17 protein-coding genes and 5 tRNA genes are annotated in these 23,902 nt (G+C 38.7%); 11 read left to right on the top strand and 11 right to left on the bottom strand.

Features of this window, described 5'->3' with window-relative positions; translation table 11 throughout:
* Positions 1–6 precede the first annotated feature (6 nt).
* The 3 genes from ptrA to recD are packed head-to-tail and all read left to right on the top strand — an operon-like array spanning position 7 to position 8,416.
* Positions 7–2,895: a pitrilysin gene (ptrA, locus tag DK865_RS16800; RefSeq protein WP_109392390.1), complete on the top strand. Its 2,889-nt coding sequence runs from the start codon at positions 7–9 to the stop codon at positions 2,893–2,895.
* Positions 2,892–6,503 (top strand): exodeoxyribonuclease V subunit beta, encoded by a 3,612-nt coding sequence (gene recB, locus DK865_RS16795; protein WP_109392389.1) that lies wholly within the window; start codon positions 2,892–2,894, stop codon positions 6,501–6,503. The genes ptrA and recB overlap by 4 nt, the downstream gene beginning before the upstream one ends.
* 2 nt (positions 6,504–6,505) lie before the next feature.
* Positions 6,506–8,416 carry an exodeoxyribonuclease V subunit alpha gene (recD, locus tag DK865_RS16790; protein WP_109392388.1) on the top strand — a complete coding sequence of 637 codons (1,911 nt, stop codon included), beginning with the start codon at positions 6,506–6,508 and terminating at the stop codon, positions 8,414–8,416.
* 71 nt (positions 8,417–8,487) lie between these two features.
* Here recD and argA read toward each other — a convergent pair whose 3' ends face one another.
* Complete coding sequence (gene argA, locus DK865_RS16785) at positions 8,488–9,822, bottom strand: amino-acid N-acetyltransferase (RefSeq protein ID WP_023582735.1); 1,335 nt, start codon at positions 9,820–9,822, stop codon at positions 8,488–8,490.
* A 240-nt stretch (positions 9,823–10,062) separates the two neighbouring features.
* On the opposite strand from argA, the gene amiC reads away from it, so the two are divergent.
* On the top strand, positions 10,063–11,325 hold the full coding sequence (gene amiC, locus DK865_RS16780) for an N-acetylmuramoyl-L-alanine amidase AmiC (protein WP_023582734.1): 1,263 nt from the start codon (positions 10,063–10,065) through the stop codon (positions 11,323–11,325).
* 251 nt (positions 11,326–11,576) lie between these two features.
* Here the strand turns inward: amiC and DK865_RS16775 are convergent.
* The 5 genes from DK865_RS16775 to DK865_RS16755 form a co-directional block, all read right to left on the bottom strand.
* Positions 11,577–11,653: transfer RNA gene (locus DK865_RS16775), tRNA-Met, on the bottom strand.
* A gap of 22 nt (positions 11,654–11,675) precedes the next feature.
* Positions 11,676–11,752, bottom strand: a tRNA-Met gene (locus DK865_RS16770).
* A gap of 22 nt (positions 11,753–11,774) precedes the next feature.
* Positions 11,775–11,851 (bottom strand) — tRNA-Met (locus DK865_RS16765).
* 22 nt (positions 11,852–11,873) lie between these two features.
* Positions 11,874–11,950: transfer RNA gene (locus tag DK865_RS16760), tRNA-Met, on the bottom strand.
* Positions 11,951–11,980: 30 nt separating this feature from the next.
* Positions 11,981–12,057 (bottom strand) — tRNA-Met (locus DK865_RS16755).
* 260 nt (positions 12,058–12,317) lie between these two features.
* Between DK865_RS16755 and mltA the strand changes: the two genes are divergently transcribed.
* Positions 12,318–13,412 (top strand): murein transglycosylase A, encoded by a 1,095-nt coding sequence (gene mltA / locus DK865_RS16750; protein ID WP_023582732.1) that lies wholly within the window; start codon positions 12,318–12,320, stop codon positions 13,410–13,412.
* 110 nt (positions 13,413–13,522) lie between these two features.
* Positions 13,523–14,341 (top strand): tRNA cyclic N6-threonylcarbamoyladenosine(37) synthase TcdA, encoded by an 819-nt coding sequence (gene tcdA / locus DK865_RS16745; protein WP_023582731.1) that lies wholly within the window; start codon positions 13,523–13,525, stop codon positions 14,339–14,341.
* Between the two features lie 96 nt (positions 14,342–14,437).
* Here the strand turns inward: tcdA and csdE are convergent, their stop codons facing one another.
* Entirely contained in the window at positions 14,438–14,878 is a 441-nt protein-coding gene (csdE, locus tag DK865_RS16740) for a cysteine desulfurase sulfur acceptor subunit CsdE (protein ID WP_023582730.1), read from the bottom strand.
* A 5-nt stretch (positions 14,879–14,883) separates the two neighbouring features.
* Complete coding sequence (gene csdA, locus DK865_RS16735) at positions 14,884–16,095, bottom strand: cysteine desulfurase CsdA (RefSeq protein WP_109392387.1); 1,212 nt, start codon at positions 16,093–16,095, stop codon at positions 14,884–14,886.
* Between the two features lie 662 nt (positions 16,096–16,757).
* On the opposite strand from csdA, the gene DK865_RS16730 reads away from it, so the two are divergent.
* The 3 genes from DK865_RS16730 to rlmM are packed head-to-tail and all read left to right on the top strand — an operon-like array spanning position 16,758 to position 19,207.
* Entirely contained in the window at positions 16,758–17,678 is a 921-nt protein-coding gene (locus tag DK865_RS16730) for a transcriptional regulator GcvA (protein WP_023582728.1), read from the top strand.
* A 43-nt stretch (positions 17,679–17,721) separates the two neighbouring features.
* Entirely contained in the window at positions 17,722–18,117 is a 396-nt protein-coding gene (locus DK865_RS16725; RefSeq protein ID WP_036913817.1) for a DUF423 domain-containing protein, read from the top strand.
* Positions 18,110–19,207: a 23S rRNA (cytidine(2498)-2'-O)-methyltransferase RlmM gene (gene rlmM / locus DK865_RS16720; RefSeq protein ID WP_109392386.1), complete on the top strand. Its 1,098-nt coding sequence runs from the start codon at positions 18,110–18,112 to the stop codon at positions 19,205–19,207. Before DK865_RS16725 ends, rlmM begins: the two co-directional genes overlap by 8 nt.
* A 132-nt stretch (positions 19,208–19,339) precedes the next feature.
* Here rlmM and xni read toward each other — a convergent pair whose 3' ends face one another.
* From xni to queF, 3 genes are all read right to left on the bottom strand, one after another.
* The gene (xni, locus tag DK865_RS16715; RefSeq protein WP_023582726.1) at positions 19,340–20,089 is read right to left on the bottom strand and encodes a flap endonuclease Xni; all 750 of its coding nucleotides are present in this window, start codon (positions 20,087–20,089) and stop codon (positions 19,340–19,342) included.
* Between the two features lie 6 nt (positions 20,090–20,095).
* Complete coding sequence (ppnN, locus tag DK865_RS16710) at positions 20,096–21,463, bottom strand: nucleotide 5'-monophosphate nucleosidase PpnN (protein WP_036913815.1); 1,368 nt, start codon at positions 21,461–21,463, stop codon at positions 20,096–20,098.
* 90 nt (positions 21,464–21,553) lie between these two features.
* Entirely contained in the window at positions 21,554–22,399 is an 846-nt protein-coding gene (gene queF, locus DK865_RS16705) for an NADPH-dependent 7-cyano-7-deazaguanine reductase QueF (RefSeq protein ID WP_109392385.1), read from the bottom strand.
* A gap of 156 nt (positions 22,400–22,555) precedes the next feature.
* Between queF and syd the strand changes: the two genes are divergently transcribed.
* Positions 22,556–23,107 (top strand): SecY-interacting protein, encoded by a 552-nt coding sequence (gene syd, locus DK865_RS16700; RefSeq protein WP_023582723.1) that lies wholly within the window; start codon positions 22,556–22,558, stop codon positions 23,105–23,107.
* 465 nt (positions 23,108–23,572) lie between these two features.
* Positions 23,573–23,896 carry a YqcC family protein gene (locus DK865_RS16695; RefSeq protein WP_036913813.1) on the top strand — a complete coding sequence of 108 codons (324 nt, stop codon included), beginning with the start codon at positions 23,573–23,575 and terminating at the stop codon, positions 23,894–23,896.
* Positions 23,897–23,902 lie beyond the last annotated feature (6 nt).

Raw genomic sequence — 23,902 nt, 5'->3', positions numbered from 1 at the left:
TATCAGATGAGAAAATACTGCTCGCAACTATGGATCATGTTGCTATTGATGCTAGTGAGTATCAACAGCTTTGCTGCTGATCCACTCTGGCAAGTATTGCCTGATAGCATTGAAAAAAGTGAGAGCGATCCACGGCAATATCAAGCAATTAAACTACCTAATGAAATGACCGTATTACTGGTTTCTGATGAAAAAGCCGTTAAATCATTAACGGCGGTTGCATTGCCTGTTGGCGCATTAGAAGATCCAGATAGTCAGCAAGGTCTTGCACACTATTTAGAACATATGGTGCTAATGGGATCGGTGAAATACCCTCAATCAGGCAGTATGTCTGAATTCTTACAAAAGAATGGTGGCTCTCATAATGCGAGTACAACGACTTATCGCACCGCATTCTATTTAGAAGTGGAAAATAGTGCTATTAATGAAGCAGTTGATCGCCTTGCTGATGCTTTAGCAGAACCTTTACTTGATCCTAAAAATGCAGATCGTGAACGTAATGCGGTTAATGCTGAATTAACAATGGCACGTGCGCGCGATGGTATGCGTTTTTGGCAAGTCAGGGCTGAAACTTTAAACCCATCACATCCAAGTTCTCGCTTTATGGGCGGTAATTTAGAGACATTAAGTGATAAACCAAATAGTAAACTTCAGGATGAATTGATCAAATTCTATCAAAAATACTATTCTGGCAACTTAATGAATGGAGTGATTTATAGTAATAAATCACTCGATGAATTATCTAAATTAGCCGCAGACACTTTCGCTCGTATCCCGAATAAAAAGGCTGATGTGCCTGTCACCACAGTACCGGCTATGACGGATAAAGAAAAAGGGCTAATGATCCATCTGGTACCCGCTTTACCACAAAAAACTTTACAGATTGAATTTGGGATTGATAATAATGTCGCCGATTTTCGCAGTAAATCTGATGAATATATTGGTTATTTAATTGGTAATCGTAGCGCGGGTACATTGGCAACATGGCTACAAGATCAAGGCTTAGCTGAAAGTATTAGTGCATTTTCAGAACCTTATATCGACCGTAACCAAGGCTCATTTACGATTTATGTTGCGTTGACGGATAAAGGTTTAGCGCAAAAAGACAAAGTGATTTCCGCTATATTTTCGTATATTCGTTTAATCCAAACCGAAGGTATTAGTCCGCGTTACTTTAATGAAATTGCGAATGTATTAGATCTCTCATTCCGTTATGGCTCTATTGTAAGAGATATGAATTACATAGAAGGCATTTCGGATATGATGTTGCGTTATCCAATCAAAAATATCCTAGATGCAGACTATATTGCTGATAATTATGAACCTTCAGCTATCCTTTCTCGTCTTGATTCTCTTACACCAGAGAAAGCGCGTATTTGGGTAATAAGCCCTAATGAACCGTCTAACAAACAAGCCTACTTTGTTAATGCTCCTTATCAGGTCGATAAAATCACAGATAAGCAATTAAAAACATGGCAAACATTATCGGATGATATTTCATTATCACTGCCAGCACTTAATCCTTATATTCCTGATAACCTTTCTTTGATCGATGCGGATAACAAAATCATCAAACCAGAATTGTTGTGGCAGGATAAAAGCGCTCGCTTGTTTTATATGCCATCGCACTATTTTTCTGATGAGCCCAAAGCCAGTGTGACATTAAGTTTAGTAAATAAGAAATCAGACATTACTGTTAAGCAACAAGTGACACAAACCTTAACGGACTATCTTGCTGGTTTAGCATTAAGTGAATTATCTTACCAAGCTTCTGTTGCTGGAATGAATATTTCATCCTCATCAGGACAAGGTATTGATTTTACAATGAATGGTTATACACAGCATTTACCAGAACTCGTTAATGCGACACTGAAAAACTATATGCGCTTTGAATCAACTCAAGAAGAGCTCGATCAAGCTAAATCTTGGTATCGTGAACAACTTGAAGTGACTCATAACTTAAAAGCCTTTGAAGCAGCTATGCTGCCAGCTCGTCGATTAAATACGATCCCGTACTATGAAGAAGCTGACAAACTCAAAGCATTAGCGTCAATTACACTGCAAGATATTATTGATAATCGCCGTGAAGTCATTAAAAACGCGGCACTTCAAGCATTGATTATTGGTAACTTAACGCCAGAGCAAAGTCGCGATATTGCGAAATCTGCACACGAATTATTAGGTAATCAAGGCACAGAATATTGGATCGGTGAAACACTGGTATTCAATAAATTAGATGCAGTTGAATTCCAAAATAAATCGAAGAGCACAGATAACGCATTAGGTGAGCTTTATATCCCAACAGGTTACAGTCGCCTTGAAGGTCAGGCAATTTCTTCAGTGTTAGCATCTGTTATCAAGCCTTGGTTCTATGATCAATTAAGAACAGAAGAGCAGTTAGGTTACGCTGTATTTGCTTATCAAGGCACTATGGGTGAGCAATCAGGTCTCGGCTTTTTACTGCAAAGTAATGCGAAACCGCCTGTCTACTTAAATGAGCGTTATAACGCCTTTTATCAACAGGCTTACGAGCGTTTGAAAAAAATGAACGAAGCTGATTTTAATCAGTATAAACAGGCGATGATTACTGAAATTAAACAGCCACCTCAAACGTTCTATGAAGAAGTTTCTCTTTATCGAAATGACTTCCATCGCAACAATTTAAAATATGATGGACGTGAAAAATTCTTAGCTGAACTTAATAAAGTAACGTTAAAACAAGCCATTGAATTTTATGAAAAAGCAATTATAAAACCGAATGGATTTATTTTTGTCTCACAAGTGATTGGTAAAGATGGCAAAGAGACTGATTATGCCGAAAATAAACAATGGAAACGTTATGCTACGGTAAGTGAATTACAGAAAACCTTACCTATTGAGGAAATTAAAGAGTGAGTGAAGTGATACAGGCACAGCCATTAAACCCGTATACACTTCCTCTGTACCAAAGACGCCTCATTGAGGCGTCAGCAGGAACAGGGAAAACTTATACAATAGGGTTGTTGTATTTACGGTTGCTTCTTGGATTAGGCGGAGAGTCTGCATTCTACCGTCCTCTCAATGTTGAAGAGATTTTAGTGGTGACATTCACGGATGCGGCGACAGATGAATTACGAGCCCGTATACGTAAAAATATCCATGAACTAAGACTTGCCTGTATCCGTCATAATGTTGAAAGTAGCGATGAGACTTACGATGAGTTACTGAAACAGATCCCTAATAAAGCGCTAGCTGCACAGTGGTTGTTAGAAGCAGAACGACAAATGGATGAAGCGGCTATTTATACCATTCATGGCTTTTGTCAGCGTATGTTGGCAAACAATGCATTTGAATCAGGCGTCTTGTTTGAACAAGTCTTGATCCAAGATGAATATGAGCTCAAGAAACGAGTATGTGCTGACTTCTGGCGCCGTCATTGTTATCCGCTTTCTTATGATGTTGCTAATGCCGTCAGTCAGATTTGGTCTGGTCCTGAACAACTGCTTTATGAAATACAGCCTTATTTACAAGGTGAAATGCCTGAAATCGAAGGTGTGGCATTAGACAGTGAAAATGAATCAGTAAAAGAGCGTCATCAAGCGGTTATTGAAGCTATTAACAAGGTGAAAGCCCGTTGGCATGAACATCATCATGAAGTTGAAACGTGGATAACTGCTTCAGGCGTTGATAAACGTAGTTATAGCAGTCGTTTCTTACCCAAATGGATTGAGGAAATTACTCTGTGGGCAGCAACATTAGAAACGAAAAGCTATCAATTACCTGATTGTTTAGTTCGTTTTTCTCAAGAAACGCTGAATGAGAAGAGCACTAAAGGCCCAGCACCAGAGCATATTCTTTTTGTTGAAATTGAACAATTAACAAAGCAGAGTCTCACTCTGCGAGATGTTATTTTGGTTAATGCGATCCCTGAAATACGCCAAGGCATTGAAAATGAAAAAATGCGTCGTGGTGAAATGGGATTTGATGATTTATTAACACGTTTAGATAGAGCATTAAAACGTGAAGGTGGTGAAGCTTTAGCGCAAGCTATTCGTGAACGCTACCCAGTTGCAATGATTGATGAATTTCAAGATACCGATCCCCAACAATATCGTATTTTTGATGCGATTTATGGTGAGCATGAAAATAGCGGGTTGTTGTTTATCGGTGATCCCAAACAGGCAATTTATGCTTTCCGTGGTGCAGATATTTTTACTTATATTCAAGCACGAAAACAGACATCTCATCACTATACACTAAATACTAACTGGCGTTCTGCACCAGGTATGGTGAATGCCGTTAACAAGCTTTTTATGCGTTCCAATGCTCCCTTTTTATTTGAGCATATCCCTTTTATTGAAGTCAGTTCGGCTGAAAAAAACCAAGACATGGCCTTTATTTACCATGATAAACCGATTTCGCCTTTTAATTTTTGGCTTGCTGATGGCGAAAGTGTTTCTACGGGAAATTATGAGCAAATCATGGCAGCGCAATGTGCCGCACAAATTCGTGATTGGTTATCAGCAGGGGATCAGCAACAGGCTTGGCTGATTGAGCAAGGGACAAAAAAAGCGGTTACGTCTGCTGATATTATGGTATTGGTGCGTAGCCGTAGAGAAGCGATACTGATCCGTGATGCATTGAATTTGCTTTCAATACAATCCGTGTTCTTATCCAATCGTGAAAGTGTATTTGAAACTCATGAAGCTAAAGATCTACTTTGGTTATTACAAGCCGTTGTAACACCCGAAAAAGAACGTGTTTTAAGGGCATCTTTAGCTAGCCGATTATTTGGTTTTAGTGCAAAGCAAATTGATGATCTGAATCACAGCGAAGCGAGCTGGAATAGCTACGTGGAGAAATTTGCTGATTACTATGTACTATGGCAAAAGCGTGGTGTTCTACCCATGTTGCGTAAGATCATGATGGATAATCAAATTGCGGAGAATTTACTCGCAAGTATTGATGGTGAGCGCCGACTTACAGATATCATGCATATTGGTGAATTATTACAAGAAACATCATTACAACTCGACAGTGAACATGCCCTTATTCGTTGGTTAGCACAACAGATTTCTCATCCTGATGCACAATCAGAAAGCCAACAAATGCGCTTGGAAAGTGATCGGAATCTTGTACGAATTTGTACTATCCATAAATCTAAAGGTCTTGAATATCCTATTGTGTGCTTACCTTTTGCTTGTAATTACCAAGAACAAAAAGGGGCGCTTTATCATGATAGAGAGAAATTTTACGCAAAATTAGATATTTTTAGCCGACCTGAAAGTTTACGTTTAGCGGATGAAGAGCGCTTAGCGGAAGATTTACGCTTACTTTATGTGGCATTAACACGCTCTAAATTCTGTTGTTATGTTGGTGTTGCTCCTCTGGTTAAAGGAAATAAACGTAAAACAGGGCTTACCGATCTGCATAAAAATGCTTTAGGGTATTTATTACAGCAAGGTGAAGAGGGCAATAGTGAATTATTGCATCAATCAATCCATGCTTTATTAGATGATAATATCAGTGTAACAACGCTTGATACTATATCAGCACATCGTTATCAGCCTCAATTAAAGGCTGAAACAAAACTTGAAGCCGCTATATTTAAACGTCAGATCCATGATAATTGGCGTATAACGAGCTATTCAGGATTAACCTATCAGCATTCACATCGTCATTATCATTTTGATTTAGGTGATATTGAAGCATTGGTGCAATCTATTGCTCCGGGGCTTGATACAGATGCTAAAGGCGAGAAGCAACAGGGAGAGGTTGATGAAAATTCTATTCATCATTTTCCTCGAGGTGCAGTGGCAGGAACCTTCTTACACAGTTTGCTGGAAGTATTAGATTTTTCGCAACCTATTGATGAACTGTGGATGCAAGGGCAATTGACTGCTCAAGGCTTTGATGAAAAGTGGGCTCCTCTTTTAGTGACCTGGATGGAAACGCTGTTTCATACACCGCTTAATTCTCAAGGATTGTGCCTGGCTAATATCCCAAAATCACAACAACTTGATGAATTACAATTCTATTTACCTATTGAGAAAGCGGTTTCATCAGCGCAATTAACTGAATTAATTAGTCAGTTTGACCCTCTATCAAAACGTTGTCCGGCTTTGCAATTTCAACAAGTTGAAGGGATGCTCAAAGGTTTTATTGACTTAGTCTTTTCTTGGGAAGGGAAATACTATGTTGTGGATTACAAATCGAATTGGCTTGGTGAATCGAGCGAGGATTACACTCAAGAAGAGATGATGAATGCAATGATGGATCATCGCTACGACTTGCAATATCAACTCTATACCTTAGCGTTACATCGTTTTTTACAACAGCGCATCCCTGATTATGATTACAAAAGCCACTTTGGAGGGATTTATTACCTCTTTTTACGTGGAATAGACAAAGCACACCCCGGAAATGGCGTTTATGCTTATTTGCCTGATGAAGCTTTTGTTTTGGCACTAGATTCACTATTTACAGGTAAAAGTTGTAAGCCCGATGAAGTCGGTGAGAAATAAAAATGATCAAACTCTTAGAACAAGCGATTACACAAAACTTATTACGACCTTTAGATCTTCGATTTGCACAAATGCTGGTTGAAGATGAAAACCCTATTTTACTCTTTATATTTGCTTATTTGAGTGCTCAAACCGGAGCGGGTCATGTCTGTTTACCATTAAATATTATTCAAAAAGATCAGCTTTTTGATGGTAGACAAAAAGAGTTTGCACAAGAGATTTGGCAAAAAATGGGTAAGCCTTCTGCTCAAAAAATAGTAGAAGAATTGACTCATTGTCATTGCGTTAATCAAAGTAGTGATGATTCACCTTCTCCTATTATTTTAGATAATGAACTGCTTTATCTACAAAGAATGTGGAGCTATGAAGAGAAAGTTGCTCAATTTTTTAGGCAAGAGCACGCCATTGTTGATCTTGATGAAAATGATTTAATTAAGGTGCTCAATGCGCTTTTTCCAGCAACAAAAGAAAGCCAAGAAACCAATTGGCAAAAAGTGGCTGCCAGTGTTGCTATTACCAGCCCCATCTCTATTATTTCTGGCGGTCCTGGAACGGGGAAAACGACAACCGTTGCTAAAATTTTAGCCGCTTTTGTGATGCTCACATCGAATGAAAAGCCGATTATTCAATTAGCGGCTCCCACAGGTAAAGCCGCTGCGAGATTAACGGAATCTTTAGGTAACGCCTTAGCGCAACTTAATTTAAGTGAAGAAGAAAATAAGTGGATGCCAAAGCAGGCACAAACTATTCATCGTTTATTAGGCGCTCAGCCTGAAAGTCAGCAAGTGCGTTATCATAAAGATAATCCATTACAGCTTGATATTTTAGTTGTTGATGAAGCCTCAATGGTTGATTTACCTATGATGGCACGCTTGATTGATGCGCTCCCACCAAAATGCCACGTTATTTTCTTAGGTGATAAAGACCAACTTGCTTCTGTTGAGGCGGGTGCTGTATTAGGTGATATTTGCCGCTTTTCTGAAGAGGGTTTCAGCCAAAAACGATTTGATCAGATTAATCATTTAACTCAAGGTGAATTGGTTAAATCTACAGATATTATTCCTGTCTCTCAAACACCAGTCTCCGTCGTCAGTGATTCTCTGTGCCTATTACGTAAAAGCTACCGTTTTGGTGAGAATTCTGGGATAGGACAACTTGCTTTTGCGGTTAATAAAGGGCAGACAAAAACGGCTATTGCGTTACTAAAAAAAGCAGAAGTTAGTTCCCAACAACTCGAAATAGCATTAGAACCTCAAGATGTGAGTTTTATTGCTTTAGAGTCAAAAGAACGTTATTTACTGATGATACAAGATGCCGTTAATGCTTATCGTGAGTACCTCAATTTAGTGTTTCAAAAAGCATCACCTGATATTATTCTGAATGCTTTTAACCAATACCGTTTATTGTGCGCGCGAAGAGAAGGTCCTTTTGGTGTCAGTGGTTTGAATGACAGAATTGAAATGTTCTTGCATCGCCAGCGATTGATCCGTCGTCCTACCCATAGTTATCAAAGTGATTATATTGGACGCCCTATTATGATCCAACGAAATGACAGTACGTTAGGTCTGTTTAATGGTGATATTGGTATTATGCTCAATAACGATGAAGGTGAAATGAAAGCTTTTTTTCAATTGCCTGATGGGAAGTTGAAAGCGATACAACCAAGTCGATTACCACAACATGAAACTGCGTATGTAATGACAGTGCATAAATCACAAGGTTCTGAATTTACCCATACAGCATTAGTGCTACCTGATAAATTTTCACCTGTTGTTAGTCGTGAATTGTTGTATACCGCATTAACACGCGCTAAACAGAAGCTTTCTCTTTATGCTTCAGAGTCTATGGTGAAAATGGCAATACAAACACGTATTCAACGTCGAAGTGGGTTAATTGATAAATTACGTTATTAGCAGTTCGTTAATAATGCGAAAATAATAAAAGACAGGCATGAGAGGGAACCTGTCTTTTTTGTACTGGGTAATTACTCTTTATGTAAGTCCAAAATCAAAATTTTAGAACGGCGTTGATAATTATAAAGTGCTTGTTTTTCAATTGGTAGCTTATCAATTTCAGCTGGTTCGAAACCTTTTTCTTGAAACCAGTGGATGCTACGAGTTGTTAGAACAAACAGCTTTTCTAACCCTAATTGCTTCGCATGTGCTGAAATACGCTGTAGCAAAACCTCACCACGACAAGAGCTACGATAATCTGGATGTACTGCAACACAAGCCATTTCACCAATTTTTTCTGATGGATAAGGGTAGAGTGCTGCGCATGCAATCGTCATATTATCGCGTTCAATAATCGTAAATTGGTCAATTTCAATTTCCAATTGTTCTCTTGAACGTCTGACTAAAATGCCTTGCTGCTCTAATGGGCGAATAAGTTCGAGTATGCCACCAATATCATTAATATTCGCTCTACGAACTTTCTCTGCACTCTCCATGACGATTTGAGTACCAATACCATCACGAGAGAATAATTCTTGAATAAGCGCACCATCAGATTGATAACTGAGTAAGTGGCTGCGCTCTACACCACGACGACAGGCTTTCACCGCTCCCCGTAAGAATCTTACTGTGCCTGAATGGTAATCACCTTCTGTTTGTAGCTCTCGAATTTTATCTTCAGCTTGATTAGGTAGCAGTTCAGAAACAATGTGACCTTCTTCATCGACAACACCTTGGAATGAGCAAAAACCAATTAGTTTTTGTGCTTTAAGCTTTATCGCAAGCTGGGTTGCCACTTCTTCTGAAGTGAGATTAAAGCTTTCGCCAGTAACAGACACTGCAACTGGACCAATTAATACAATGGCGTTACTGTCTAACTGGCGATGAATAGCTTCTTCATCAATACGACGAATTTTTCCGCTATGACAATAATCAACGCCATCATCAACTCCTAATGGCTGTGCGATAACAAAGTTACCACTGACAACATTAATATGCGCACCTTGTAATGGCGTATTGCTTAAACTCATAGAGAGGCGAGCTGTAATATCGAGTTGCAATGTCCCCGCCGCTTGTTTAACAACTTCTAAGGTTTTGCTATCGGTGATACGCGTATATTTATGATAAATTGGAGATACTTTTTGTACCTCAAGAGCAGCATCAATTTGTGGACGAGCACCATAAACAACCACTAAGCGAATGCCTAGGCTGTGTAATAATCCAATATCATTAATAATAGATGGGAAGTTTTCGTCAGCTATGGCTTCGCCACCTAACATAATGACAAATGTTTTGCCTCTATGTGCATTAATATACGGAACCGAATGGCGGAATCCATCGACCAATTCGGTGCTACGCTCTTTCATAAAACCCTCTCAAGTGAATTTTTATTCGCATTTAATGTATTTTTATTCTTTTTGAGGAGGAATGGCAAGTAAAATCCTATCTTATTGTTTTCCCTGAAGGCAGAATATTCGTGTAAAAGTGAGTAATTGTGCTGTTTTTAAGTGACAGTGAAGTGTGGATTGGGTAAAGTTTTTCGTTCTTAACTTTTTTTATCTCTTTTTAGAGTTTATTGACGTTAATCGTTTTTTTGGAATATTTTCATGAGTCATTCTGAGCACAATCAAACTCGTCGTCGTCTTGTTAAAGGAATTGGCGCGTTATTATTGTTAAGTGTTAGTCCTGTTGGTCTTGCTGCCACAGCATCTATTGTTGCTGTGAGGGTTTGGCCTGCCTCGACTTATACTCGCGTGACTATAGAATCCAGTACCCCACTGAAATATCGTCAGTTTGCATTATCAAACCCCGAACGTATTGTGGTGGATTTAGAAGGTATTCAACTTAATAGCGTACTGAAAGGTGTCGCTAATCAGGTTCAGACTAACGATCCGTATTTAAAACTGATCCGCGTTGGTCAAAATACACCTAAAACAGTACGACTGGTATTTGAAGTAAAAACGCCTGTACAACCACAAATGTTTACGCTTAAACCGGTGGCCGAATTTAAAAACCGTTTGGTGTTAGACTTCTACCCAAGCCATGGTGCTGACACAGAAGACGATCCTCTTTTAGCACTATTGCGTGAATATAACGACGGTGATCTACAACAAGCAGTACCCGCACAAACCGACACCCGTAAACCAGGTAGAGCAGGGCGAGATAGACCCATTATTATCATGATCGATCCTGGTCATGGTGGGGAAGATCCGGGCGCGATTGGTAAATATAAAACACGTGAAAAAGATGTGGTGTTGCAAATTGCTCGTCGTTTAAGAACGCTTATTGATAAAGACGCCAAAATGAAGGCGTATATGACACGTAATGAAGATGTTTTTATTCCATTAACAGTACGTGTTGCTAAAGCTCGAAAAATGCAGGCAGATTTATTTGTCTCCATTCATGCTGATGCGTTTACAAACCGCTCTGCAAGAGGTTCATCTGTTTTTGCATTATCAAAAACGGGGGCAACCAGTAATACGGCACGCTATCTTGCTCAAACACAAAATGAGTCTGACTTAATTGGTGGGGTGAGTAAAAGTGGTGATCGCTATGTAGACCATGCAATGCTCGATCTCGTGCAGACTGCGACAATTAATGATAGCTTAAAATTTGGTAGTGAAGTACTAAAGCTATTAGGCGGTATCAATAAACTGCATAAAAATAAAGTCGATCAGGCGGGTTTTGCGGTATTAAAAGCGCCAGAGATCCCTTCTATCTTAGTAGAAACCGCTTTTATCAGTAATATTGAAGAAGAGAAAAAACTAAAAACAGCTAAATTCCAGCAACAGATTGCAGAATCTATTTTCAAAGGGATCAAAGCTTATTTTGCTAATGGCGGTGAATTAACCTTAGCGGATCGTAGCTAATCTTTTTCTCTATTTTTTTTATATTCCAGTAGAAAGCGAAGCTTATGTGCTTTCTATTGGAGTGTCTTATTGTATTTTCAATACGAAAATCCATTTAATACAATATGTTATTGAGATAAATAGAAATTAATGTAGCAAATCGATGAGTGGTATGATTAGGTTTGTAAAATAAGAGAGAAAATAAAATAAGAAGAAATTTTGAAGAGTNACCATGCTGCTCCATCCCGCGACTGAATTATTGTTTATAGAATTGGTTGCGGGAGCTGGATTTGAACCAACGACCTTCGGGTTATGAGCCCGACGAGCTACCATGCTGCTCCATCCCGCGACTGAATTATTGTTTATAGAATTGGTTGCGGGAGCTGGATTTGAACCAACGACCTTCGGGTTATGAGCCCGACGAGCTACCATGCTGCTCCATCCCGCGACTGAATTATTGTTTATAGAATTGGTTGCGGGAGCTGGATTTGAACCAACGACCTTCGGGTTATGAGCCCGACGAGCTACCATGCTGCTCCATCCCGCGACTGAATTATTGTTTATAGAATTGGTTGCGGGAGCTGGATTTGAACCAACGACCTTCGGGTTATGAGCCCGACGAGCTACCATGCTGCTCCATCCCGCGACTGATACTATAACTTATTGCTTTGTGAATTGGTTGCGGGGGCCAGATTTGAACTGACGACCTTCGGGTTATGAGCCCGACGAGCTACCAAGCTGCTCCACCCCGCGTCTCCACAGAGGGGCACTATACTCAGGATCTGCCGAGTTGCAAGTTTTTTATGAAATTTTTACAGTTTTCTTTTAAAAACGGTCAGAAATAATACATCGAGACGCAAATTTAGGCAGTTATACTTGTTGGGTGAATTTTAATTTCACTAATGATAAGAAAAATATCTCAAGTGTTTGTCTATCCATATCTTTATTGATTTTGCTTTGGTATCTTTCTAACTCAAAATCAACACTCAATTCAGTCATTAAGTGGGTCGAAAATGGTTACTTGGCGAAAATCGTTAATTTTAGGTATGTTAGCGCTTGCCTTGACAGGATGTCATCGTCCAACAGAGCAAGGGCAACAGTATAAAGATGGAAAGCTTAAGCAAGATCTCATTGAAGTAACTTCGCCAAATACACAAGGTACACCTATTAATGGCCCTGATTACTTACAACAAGTCAGTCAGATAAACCAAACATCATCTCGTTTGTATAATAGCAACAAAGAGACTTATCAGGCGGTTGAAAACTGGCTACGTTCTGGTGCAGATACACGACAATTACGTCAGTTCAATCTTTCTGCATTTCAAATGGAAGGGGTTGATAAGTACGGTAATGTCCAATTTACGGGATATTACACACCTGTTCTTGAAGCCCGTTTAACAAAACAAGGTGAGTTCCAATACCCTCTTTATAAAATGCCTGCTAATAGTCGGTCAAAATTACCTTCTCGTGCGGCTATTTATAATGGTGCATTAAGCCCATCTTTAATTGCAGCGTACAGTAACTCCATTATGGATAATTTTATGATGGAAGTTCAGGGAAGTGGTTATGTTGATTTTGGTGATGGTAAACCTTTGACGTTCTTTGGTTATGCAGGGAAAAACGGACACCCTTATCGCAGTATTGGCAAAGTACTTATTGATAATGGTGAAGTAGAAAGAAAAGATATGTCTATGCTTGCTATTAGAGATTGGGCTGATAAACACAATGATGCTGAAGTGAGAAAATTATTAGAAGAAAATCCATCATTTGTTTTTTTCAAACCAGAGCCTTTTACACCAGTTAGAGGTGCCAGTGCTATCCCTCTCGTTGCACTTGCTTCTGTGGCTTCTGATAGAAGTATTATTCCAGCCGGAACGGTATTACTCGCTGAAATTCCTGTACTTGATAATACGGGTAATTTCACTGGCGAATATCAAATGCGTTTAATGGTGGCATTAGATGTAGGAGGGGCAATTAAAGGCCATCATTTCGATATTTATCATGGAATTGGTAAAGATGCTGGTCATATGGCAGGTTTTTATAATCATTATGGGCGCGTTTGGGTATTAAAAAAATCACAACTCAACTTATTAAACCCTTCGTCATAAAAACGATTTACTCTTTATCTGCACGTTATTAACGGTAAAATGATGCAAACGACATGGCTATTGATATTAATAGCCATGATTATTTCTGTTATTTAGGTTGTTATCGCATTATGCAAAATTCATTATCAGATTCATATTTACAACGCTTTTCTGGAATAGGGCGACTCTATGGGCAACAAGCGTTGTCTTATTTTGCTCAGGCTCATATCTGTGTCGTGGGTATTGGAGGGGTCGGCAGTTGGGCTGCGGAAGCATTAGCACGTAGTGGTATTGGTGCTATCACCTTAATTGATATGGATGATGTGTGTGTGACGAACACGAATCGGCAGATACATGCATTGAAAGAAAGTGTGGGTCAACCAAAATGCGATGTGATGAAACAGCGTATTTTAGAAATCAATCCAGAATGCAACGTGACCAGTATTGATGATTTTGTCACGGTTGATAATGTCGCTGAAATGATGAATAACAACTTTGATTATGTCATTGATGCCATTGATAGTGTAAGACCCAAAGCTGCGTTATTAGCGTATTGCCGTCGTTATAAAATTCCGGTGATCACTACAGGTGGTGCGGGTGGTCAAATTGATCCAACACAAATTCAAGTCGTTGATTTAGCAAAAACAATTCAAGATCCTTTAGCGGCTAAATTAAGAGAACGTTTGAAATCTGATTTTAACGTCGTAAAAAACAGTAAGGGAAAACTTGGGATCGACTGTGTTTTTTCAACAGAACAACTCGTGTATCCACAAGGCGATGGTACGGTTTGTGCCGCAAAAAGTACGGCAGATGGTGTGAAACGAATGGACTGTTCAGCTGGCTTTGGGGCTGTAACGATGGTAACGGCATCGTTTGGGTTTATTGCGGTGTCTCATGCTTTGAAGAAGATGCTAGCAAAGGCGCAGCGTACTCAGCCACAGCGTTGTTGATGGCGTTCATTCGCACTAGTCGCATACTGATGTATGCTCCTAGTGACTCACTGACTTGTCGCCTAGCGACATCTTGAATGATTTAGAGTATAAAACTTAATACTGGGAGGTGAGTGATTTTAATCGTGCGATAATCGCATTCACTCCGTCAGTACGAGATTGGCTAATTTGATTAGCCAATCCTAATTGTTCAAAAATCGCTAACATATCGATATCAGCGATTTCTTGCGCCGTTTTATTTTCAACTGCGGTTAAAATAATAGTCAGTAAGCCTTTTACAATACGACCATCACTATCACCATAAACATGGTATTTACCGTCACTATTTAATTCGACACCTAGCCATACTTTGTTCTCACATCCCTTGATCTCTTTTTCTGATGTTTTTAATTCATTAGGTAATGCGGGTAATTTACGTGAGAGTTGGATTAATTGGCGATATTTCTCTTCCCATGCTTTTGATTTTTGAAAATCATTAAGCAAGATATCTAACGTAATTTCATTGCCAAAGGGATGCTGTGTTGTGATGTTAGTCATGATGATTATTCGTCTTTTAAGAGTGTTAACGCAAAAATAACAGCGTCAATAAAGGCATCGATATCAGAAAGTTGATTATAAGGCATAAAAGAAACGCGTAAACAGCCTGAAATATTTAATGAATCAATAAGCGGTTGTGCGCAATGTTGCCCTGTGCGTAATGCAATGCCTTTCTCTGTGATTAATGTTGCTAAATCACTATGATGAACACCGTCGAAATTGAAAGAAATAACCGATGAATTGGTGGCTCGGTAACTGATAAAGCCATTTAGCTTACTGAGCCGCTTCTCAGCTTCTTCTGCAAGCTCAATAGCATATTGGTTAGCACGATGCATATCTTGTTGTTCTAGCCATGCTAATGTGGCTGAAAATGCCATAACACCGGCAACATTTGGTGTTCCTGCTTCAAAGCGTTGAGGAATAGGGGCTGGCGTAAATCCGTTAAATGTTGCGTTAGTTAGCATCTTTCCACCACCATGCCAAGGTGCCATGTCCTCTAAATGTTTTCGTTTGCCATAACAGACACCTAATCCATTAGGACCATACAGTTTATGAGCAGAAAAAACATAGAAATCAATATCAAGTGCTGTGACATCGGTTGGATGATGCGCAATACCTTGTGCCCCATCGACAACGAGTAAGCAATTATCATATTGATGGACACATAGAGACACTTTATCTAATGCGATTTGAGCGCCTGTCACATTTGACATTTGGCTAACGGCGACAATTCGTGTCCGCTTATTGATTAACGCATTTAAGCGATCAATTGAAGGTAAAAAATGATCTTCAATTGCCCAACGGATCACTCGAGCGCCTGTTTGTTCTGCCAGTATCAGCCAAGGAATAAGGTTTGCATGATGTTCTTGTTCACTAACAATTATTTCATCACCTGCTTGTAAGCGTGGGCGAAAATAACCTTGAGCAATAAAGTTCAGAGATTCTGTGGTGCCTTTTGTCCAAATAATCGTATCACTATCAGCACTATTGATTAATTTGGCAACTTGTTGACGCGTCGCTTCATATTGTTGTGTTGTCTCTTTCGCATGCTGATATTGGCTACGGTGAACTGTAGCAAAATTATGGCGATAAAACGCATCTGAGGCTTCTATCATGGCAAGAGGCTTTAATGCAGTTGCTGCACTATCGAGATAAATCGTCTTTTCTTTAAGAGCAGGAAATTGTTGTCGAAATAAATCAGGTGAAAATACGTTCATAGTTAGGCTGTATTGGTAGACGAATAAATTTTCGTGATTTGTCGTTAAAAACAGGGCGTATATATTATACGGTTAATTATATTTATTTATAACGGAAACCTGAAAGCATCCGTTTGTTATGGGTCATTGCGCCCATAATAGCACGATTAAGATGATGAAAGTTCACTCAATAAAAAATCATGGAGAGCAGATTAATATCCTATTTTTTCTTATTTTAATTTATTGAGGATAATTTGCGGTGAGTTTTTTAGAATAATGATGATAAGTTCATTATAAAAAATGGATGAAAACATCAAAACGGTGTACGTGAGTAATTAAAAAGTAGAGAAAAATAGGGAATAAAAAAAGCACCGCCTTGGCGGTGCACTATAAAATCACTATGGACAGACAGGGTAAATGTACAGGAAGTGAAAAAAAACAGTAGCATCAGCTACTAAGTCTGGAATTTCCAGACAACTTGCAAACACAACATCACAACCACAAAGCCAAAAGTTTTGCAGTATTACTACTACACAACTTTTCGTTCCGGCTTAGGAAGTGCGCTTACTATAGGTATTTACTGGCTAATCATCAAGGGACAATTTATAATGCTTCGCATAAAAAAAACTAATGATGAAAGTTAGGGTCTACTAATAGCCAAAATAGGGGGTTAAGAACTGAATATGTCTAAACGTTTACCGCCATTAAATGCGCTTAGGGTTTTTGATTCAGCGGCACGTCATTTAAGTTTTACTAAAGCCGCTGAAGAATTATTTGTGACACAAGCAGCCGTGAGCCACCAAATTAAAACATTAGAAGAATTCCTTGGGCTAAAATTATTTAGAAGACGCAACCGCTCTCTTTTATTAACGGAAGAAGGGCAGAGTTATTACCTCGACATTAAAGAAATCTTTTCATCAATTAACGAGGCAACTCGCAAATTATTAGCGCGAAGCGCAAAAGGTGCACTTACCGTTAGCCTTTCTCCAAGTTTTGCTATTCAATGGTTAGTGCCACGGTTATCTGGATTTAATCAAGCTTATCCCGGCATTGATGTGCGAATTCAAGCGGTGGATAGAGAAGAAGATAAGTTGGCTGACGATGTTGATGTCGCTATTTTTTATGGTCGAGGAAATTGGACAGGATTACGTACAGATCGCCTTTATGCGGAATATTTGATCCCTGTTTGTGCACCATCTTTGCTGACAGGTGAAAAACCACTAAAAACCCCATCCGATCTGATTTATCATACACTGCTACATGATACATCTCGTCGAGATTGGCAAGCTTATGTACGTCAATTAGAGATACAAAATCAGATCAATGTGCAACAAGGACCAATTTTTAGTCATAGTTCAATGGTGATACAGGCTGCTGTACATGGACAAGGCGTTGCATTAGTTAATAATGTAATGGCACGTAGTGAAATAGAATCAGGTCGATTAGTAAGACCTTTTCCAGATGTCCTTGTTAGTAAAAATGCATTTTATTTAGTTTGCCAAGATAGTCAGGCTGAATTAGGTAAAATTGCGGCTTTTCGCCAATGGATTTTATCTCAAGCAGCGAATGAGCAAGAAAAGCTGGGTTTACTGACATCATCTTAATATTGCGATTGGCAAATATCTTCTAAATAGGAAGGAATAAACAGTGAATAGTCGTACATTGCTTATGTTTTCCGCGATCAGTGGCTTCTTTTATGTTGCTTTTGGTGCATTTGCAACTCATAAGCTTGCACCTCATTTATCGCCACAACATTGGGAATACATTCAGTTAGCGATGCGCTACCAAATCGTCCATACCTTATTACTTGTCGGGATTGCGGCAATGTTAATGCGTAAAACCATTTTATGGTTTTATTGGGCGGGTATTTTCTTTGGTGTTGGTATTCTACTTTTCAGTGGTAGCCTTTATTGTATGGCGCTAACCCAAGTCAGATTGTTATCTTATTTTACGCCAATTGGTGGATTTAGTTTTCTTATTGGTTGGGCTTTAATTTTTATTGGCGCTTTGCGTCTAAGGGCACCGGCGTCTCGCCATGAATAAAGTTGCATTATATTGTCGCCAAGGTTTTGAAAAAGAGTGCGCGGCTGAGATTACGGATAAAGCAGGTCAAATCGGCGTTTATGGTTTTCCTCGAGTTAAAGAGGGAAGTGGTTATGTGATCTTTGAATGCTACCAAGAAGGTGACGCAGACAAGATCGCGCGTGAAGTCAATTTCCGTGAATTAATTTTTGCTCGTCAGATGTTTGTGACAGGCGAATTACTTAAAGATCTACCGCCAGAAGATAGAATTACACCGATTGTTGGAATGCTAAAAGGTGTTGTTGAAAAAGCGGGTGAACTGCGCGTTGAAGTAGCAGACACTAACGAAAGCAAGGAATTATTAAAATTCTGCCGTAAATTTACAGTGCCATTACGTAATCATTTACGTAATGAGAAAATTTTGCTGAAAGTTGAGAATTTTAGCCGTCCTGTTATCCATGTGTTTTTTATTGCACCAGGATGTTGTTATGTTGGCTATTCTTATAGTTTCAATAATTCCGCGTTTTATATGGGTATTCCTCGGTTAAAATTCCCATCAGATGCACCAAGTCGTTCGACATTAAAACTTGAAGAAGCATTTCATATTTTCATTCCTTATGATGAATGGGAAGAGCGTTTAGCCAGTGGAATGAGAGCGGTCGATTTAGGGGCATGTCCCGGCGGTTGGACATATCAATTAGTGAAACGCAGTATGATGGTACATGCTGTTGATAATGGTCCGATGGCACAATCGTTAATGGATACAGGACAAGTTCGTCATCACCAAGTCGATGGTTTTAAATTTGAACCTACATCTAAAAATATCACATGGCTTGTTTGTGATATGGTAGAAAAACCAGCCAAAGTTGCTGCGTTGATGACAACGTGGATTGCTAATGAATGGTGCCGTGAAGCTATCTTTAACCTAAAACTGCCAATGAAAAAACGTTATGAGGAAGTCTCTCATATCCTTGAAAAAATAAAGTCAGAGTTAGCGGAAAAAGGGATTAACGTTAAGGTTCAAGCTAAGCACCTTTACCATGATAGAGAAGAGATAACGGTTCATATTCAAAATATTTGGGCTGCTTATCGACCAGATCGTGAGTTCTAAAAACGCTCAAAGCACATCAATTTATTGATGATAATAAAAGGCTAAGTTTATAAATAGAAACTTAGCCTTTTTTAATGAGAGCGAGTTATTTAAAGATATTAGCTTGTTGAATTTGAATGAGTGGGAACTTAGCTATTTTAAACGTAGCTGTTGTAGATTACCGTTTAATTGAATATCAGTACGTAATGTCGTGATTTTTCGACTAATAAATGCAGACTCTTTATGGGTAATAAGTTTGTTTTGCCATTTAGTAGGCACATCATCAATATGCTGATAGATCGATTCTAGATCTGGGTGAGCTTGTAAAAGCTCGGTCGCACTTTTAGGACCAATACCGGGAACGCCTGCAACTTTACTGCTGCTTACTCCTGTTAATCCCCAATAGTTGGTAAGTTGGGATGGTTCGACACCAAATTCAGATCTAATAAATTCTAAATCTAACCAGCGTCGTTGAAAATAATCGCGTATACGAATAGAAGGAGAAAGTAATTGGCAATAACCTTTATCCGTTGAAATAATTGTGACTCGAAAACCTGCACTTGCTACTTTGGTTGCCAGAGTGGCTGCAACGTCATCTGCTTCATCACCACCTGAGTGCCAGCTCTGTATACCTAAATTAAGTAACATTGCTTTAATTTCAGGTAATTGTTGTCGCAAATCATCGGGCATTGGTGTGCGACCCGCTTTATAATCGGGTAATAGTTGATGTCGCCAACTACCGTCTCTGTCATCTTCATCAAAGACCGCTACAGCATGAGTAGGTTGTGTGTGACCAAGTAATTGGTTGACGCTCTGTTCACACACAGTCTGACAGGAAGAACCTGATGCCGCATGAATGCGGCGGATCAGGTTTAAAGCATCAATAATCAGCAAATGTATCATAATAAATTAGCTGATAATCTCGTAACATGGTTGGTAAGCTGTACCGCCCGGAAGTTTCATACGATGTTGCTCAACAAAGCCCGCTAATAAAATATCCATGCGGCGCATAATTTCACGATCACCATGAATTTTATAAGGTCCATAAGCTTCAATCGCTTTCATACCGACTTCTTTTACGTTACCAGCCACAATACCGGAGAATGCGCGCCGTAAGTCAGCTGCTAATTTCTCAGGTGATTGATCCGTGCTTAAGTTAAGCGATGCCATATTTTCATGCGTCGGCTCAAAAGGAAGCTGTAAATCAGCATTAATCTTCATTGACCAGTTAAAGCTATAAGCATCACCAGTACTACGACGATTATCTTTTACCAAAGGCATATATTTTTTCATGATACGAGCGACTTCAGGCGCATCATCAATAATAATTTGGTAATGGCGTCGAGCTTCGTCACCTAATGTATTTGCGATAAAATCATCTAATACATTAAAGTAGTCTGCACTCTCTTTAGGACCTGTTAAAATCAGTGGTAATACTTGGTCTTGGTTTTCTGGAGACATAAGAATACCAAGTAGATACAGCAATTCTTCTGCTGTTCCTACACCGCCTGGGAAAATAATAATACCATGTCCAATTCGTACGAAAGATTCCAGACGCTTTTCAATATCTGGCATAATAATCAGTTCGTTAACTAATGGATTTGGTGGTTCAGCCGCAATGATTGACGGCTCGGTCATACCAATAAAACGACTATTTTTATAACGTTGTTGAGCATGACCAACGGCAGCACCTTTCATTGGTGCTTCCATCGCACCAGGACCACAGCCTGTGCAGATATTAAGTTCGCGTAACCCTAATTCGTTACCTACTTTTCTGCCGTAAAGGTATTCAGTTTCATTGATTGAGTGACCACCCCAGCAAACGATCATATTCGGATCTTCATCAATATGAAGGGCTCGAGCATTACGCAAAATCGAGAAAATGGTATTAGTGATGTGAGTACTATTTTCTAAGTTCAGGTGAAGATCACGTTTTGCTGTTGTGATCTGCCCGTGAACAAACAATATGTCACGAAGGACTGCAAATAAGTTAGCTTGTAGTGAGCGAATAATTTTTCCGTCAACAAAAGCGTCTTCAGGAGGATTGACTAACTCTAGTTTTACGCCACGTTCACGGCGCAGTACGTTAATATCAAAATCTTGGTATTTAGATAATAGCTCTTTACTACTATCAGTAAGGCTACCAGAGTTGAGAACAGCAAGAGAACAATTGCGAAACAGCTGATAAAGATCACTGCTTGCGGTTCTCTTTAGCATATCAACTTCTAGCTGTGAAAGCAGATCCATGGAACCTAATGGGCTGACATGAGTTATCACGTAGGACTCCTTTTTCTCCTGAAATAACAAACTGAAGTGCAACTGATCTTGGTATAACACAGATCATATTAACATACAGGCATTATTCCGTTATTGTCTGGCTAATCGACTAATTTCTGGAACAAACTCACAATTACTACGCCAAGGATTGATGTCTAATCCACCGCGTCGCGTATATCTGGCATAAACAGTTAATGTCTCTGGCTTACATAATTGCATGATATCGTGGAAAATTCGCTCAACACACTGTTCATGAAATTCATTGTGTTGTCTAAATGAAACTAAATAGCGTAGTAGTTTTTCACGATCAATCTTTTTACCCTTATATTGAATAGCGATTGAACCCCAATCTGGTTGATGAGTGATAAGGCAATTTGATTTTAACAGATGACTGACAAGGGTTTCTTCAACCAGAGTATCGGTTGTCGATTCGTTTAACCATTGCACATCAAACTGATAATTATCAATTTCAATATCTTGTTCATCAATACACTCTCCAGCAAAATCGACAATAGGTTGTGATGTAAAATGCGAAAGTGGATAAATGGTTAGATTAACTTTGCCTTTAGCACAAGCCGTTAAATCTTTAAGTAAGGTTTTTTCGACGATATCCCAACTTTCAAAACGAGTTTGATTAAAACTGTTGAGATATAATTTAAAACTTTTAGATTCAATAAGATTTTCAGTGGTTGCATCTAATTCAACATGACCAATAGCAACTTGTGGTAAGCCTTTGCTATTAAGCCATGAGAGCTCATACATAGTCCAAATATCACCACCATGAAAAGGTAAATTTTCAGCAGTTAAAGAGAGTGAATCTCGATTTAGGCTACGTGGTACACCTTGCAATAATCCGGCATCATATTGATCATGATATTGAGTCTCTTTGCCCAGAGATAATGCTTCAAGAGATTGATCACCTTGATATAAAGACATAATTTACATCCTAACTTTAGCTGAAAATAAAAGAAGGTTAATTATACTATTGAAACATCAATAGTATATGAATGCTTTATTTTTGATGCTCTGAATTAGTGACATAATCAGGTAACATAAAGGAAATTCTTATTTAAATAGATAAAACAGATAATCATGACTGAAAACATCTCCTCAGAATTAAAAGCCTTTACGCAAAAGTATGTTGATTTGTGGCAAGAAAAATCAGGCTTACCTCCTGCAAGTGAAGATCTTTATGGTGTTCCTTCTCTTTGTATATCAAGAACAGGCGATGAAGTTGTTTATTGGTTACCGCAACCTTTTGTAGGAACAGATAAACTAGAAAAAGTGGAAAAAGCGATGGGGATTATTATTCGTCCTGAATTGCACGATTACTTTACCACTCAGTATGCTGGTGATATGCAGGTCCGGTTTAGAGAGATAGATTTCAGCTTGATCCAAGTGTGGAGTGAAGAGGATTTTATTCGCTTACAAGAAAACATTATTGGGCATTTGGTCACTCAAAAGCGTTTAAAACTTACACCCACATTGTTTATTGGTACCACAGATTCAGAAAATGAAATAATTTCTGTGTGTAATGTTTCTGGTGAAGTCATTCTTGAAACTTTCGGCAAAAAGAAAAGAGACGTTTTAGCTGAAAATTTATCTCTCTTTCTATCAGAATTAGTCGCTGTATATAATGAGTAACGTAATCTATATCCCCTTTTTTTTGTGAGATATATCTTACAAAAAAGCGTGTGTTTTTTTATCAAAAAACGTCATTGATAAAAAGATGATTGGTTTATTTAAGGAGAACAATAAGTTATTAACTTATTGTTTTTGTTTATAGTTATAGCTCTTTAATTGTTTTTCTTTTGTGGGTTGTTTAACTAATCAATTATTGGCATTCTACGTCCACCAAATAAGGGACTGTTTGGTGACCGATAAAATGTAGAGTAATCAAGGACACAGGAAATAGGATATTTCCATTAATGTGAATATGGACTTAATCACAGGGATAGATAAAAACGGTCTTGCTTGGATGCACGTGTTGTACAGACAACTATTTTTCTTGTCTAAAAGGAGTTTCGGCTCCTTTTATTTTTTTATTTGTTTTCTGCTATTCCATCCCAATGTTATCCTTATTCGTAAGTTTGATATAAGGGATAAATGATGACACTAGAACAACGCATTTTAGCGAAATTGCTCTTGATTGAAGAAGAGATGAAGAACATTGCGCTATGGCAATTAGAATCTCCTACTGAACAAGCATTTGAAAGTGTTGAGCCTTTCTGTATTGATACAATGAGTGCTCATGAATGGTTACAGTGGGTATTAATTCCGCGATTGTCATCGATGATTGAAAACGAGATGCCATTACCGAATACATTTGCAATCGCACCTTATTACGAAGAAGCATTTAAAGACGATAAGAGTCGAGATGTTACTGATTTACTCAATCATTTGCGTGAACTTGACGCAATGTTTAAATCATAAGGTCGA

The sequence above is a fragment of the Proteus cibi genome (genome assembly GCF_003144405.1).
GTDB lineage: Bacteria > Pseudomonadota > Gammaproteobacteria > Enterobacterales > Enterobacteriaceae > Proteus > Proteus cibi.
This window is presented reverse-complemented; position numbering and strand designations above follow the sequence as displayed.

Bases quoted from the DNA above. Each gene is read 5' to 3' on its own strand.
- amiC (WP_023582734.1), top strand. From the start codon at position 10,063: ATGAGTCATTCTGAGCACAATCAAACTCGTCGTCGTCTTGTTAAAGGA.
- DK865_RS16695 (WP_036913813.1), top strand. From the start codon at position 23,573: ATGACACTAGAACAACGCATTTTAGCGAAATTGCTCTTGATTGAAGAA.
- DK865_RS16730 (WP_023582728.1), top strand. From the start codon at position 16,758: ATGTCTAAACGTTTACCGCCATTAAATGCGCTTAGGGTTTTTGATTCA.
- rlmM (WP_109392386.1), top strand. From the start codon at position 18,110: ATGAATAAAGTTGCATTATATTGTCGCCAAGGTTTTGAAAAAGAGTGC.
- tcdA (WP_023582731.1), top strand. From the start codon at position 13,523: ATGCAAAATTCATTATCAGATTCATATTTACAACGCTTTTCTGGAATA.
- mltA (WP_023582732.1), top strand. From the start codon at position 12,318: ATGGTTACTTGGCGAAAATCGTTAATTTTAGGTATGTTAGCGCTTGCC.
- recD (WP_109392388.1), top strand. From the start codon at position 6,506: ATGATCAAACTCTTAGAACAAGCGATTACACAAAACTTATTACGACCT.
- ptrA (WP_109392390.1), top strand. From the start codon at position 7: ATGAGAAAATACTGCTCGCAACTATGGATCATGTTGCTATTGATGCTA.
- syd (WP_023582723.1), top strand. From the start codon at position 22,556: ATGACTGAAAACATCTCCTCAGAATTAAAAGCCTTTACGCAAAAGTAT.
- csdA (WP_109392387.1), bottom strand. From the start codon at position 16,095: ATGAACGTATTTTCACCTGATTTATTTCGACAACAATTTCCTGCTCTT.
- xni (WP_023582726.1), bottom strand. From the start codon at position 20,089: ATGATACATTTGCTGATTATTGATGCTTTAAACCTGATCCGCCGCATT.
- queF (WP_109392385.1), bottom strand. From the start codon at position 22,399: ATGTCTTTATATCAAGGTGATCAATCTCTTGAAGCATTATCTCTGGGC.
- csdE (WP_023582730.1), bottom strand. From the start codon at position 14,878: ATGACTAACATCACAACACAGCATCCCTTTGGCAATGAAATTACGTTA.
- argA (WP_023582735.1), bottom strand. From the start codon at position 9,822: ATGAAAGAGCGTAGCACCGAATTGGTCGATGGATTCCGCCATTCGGTT.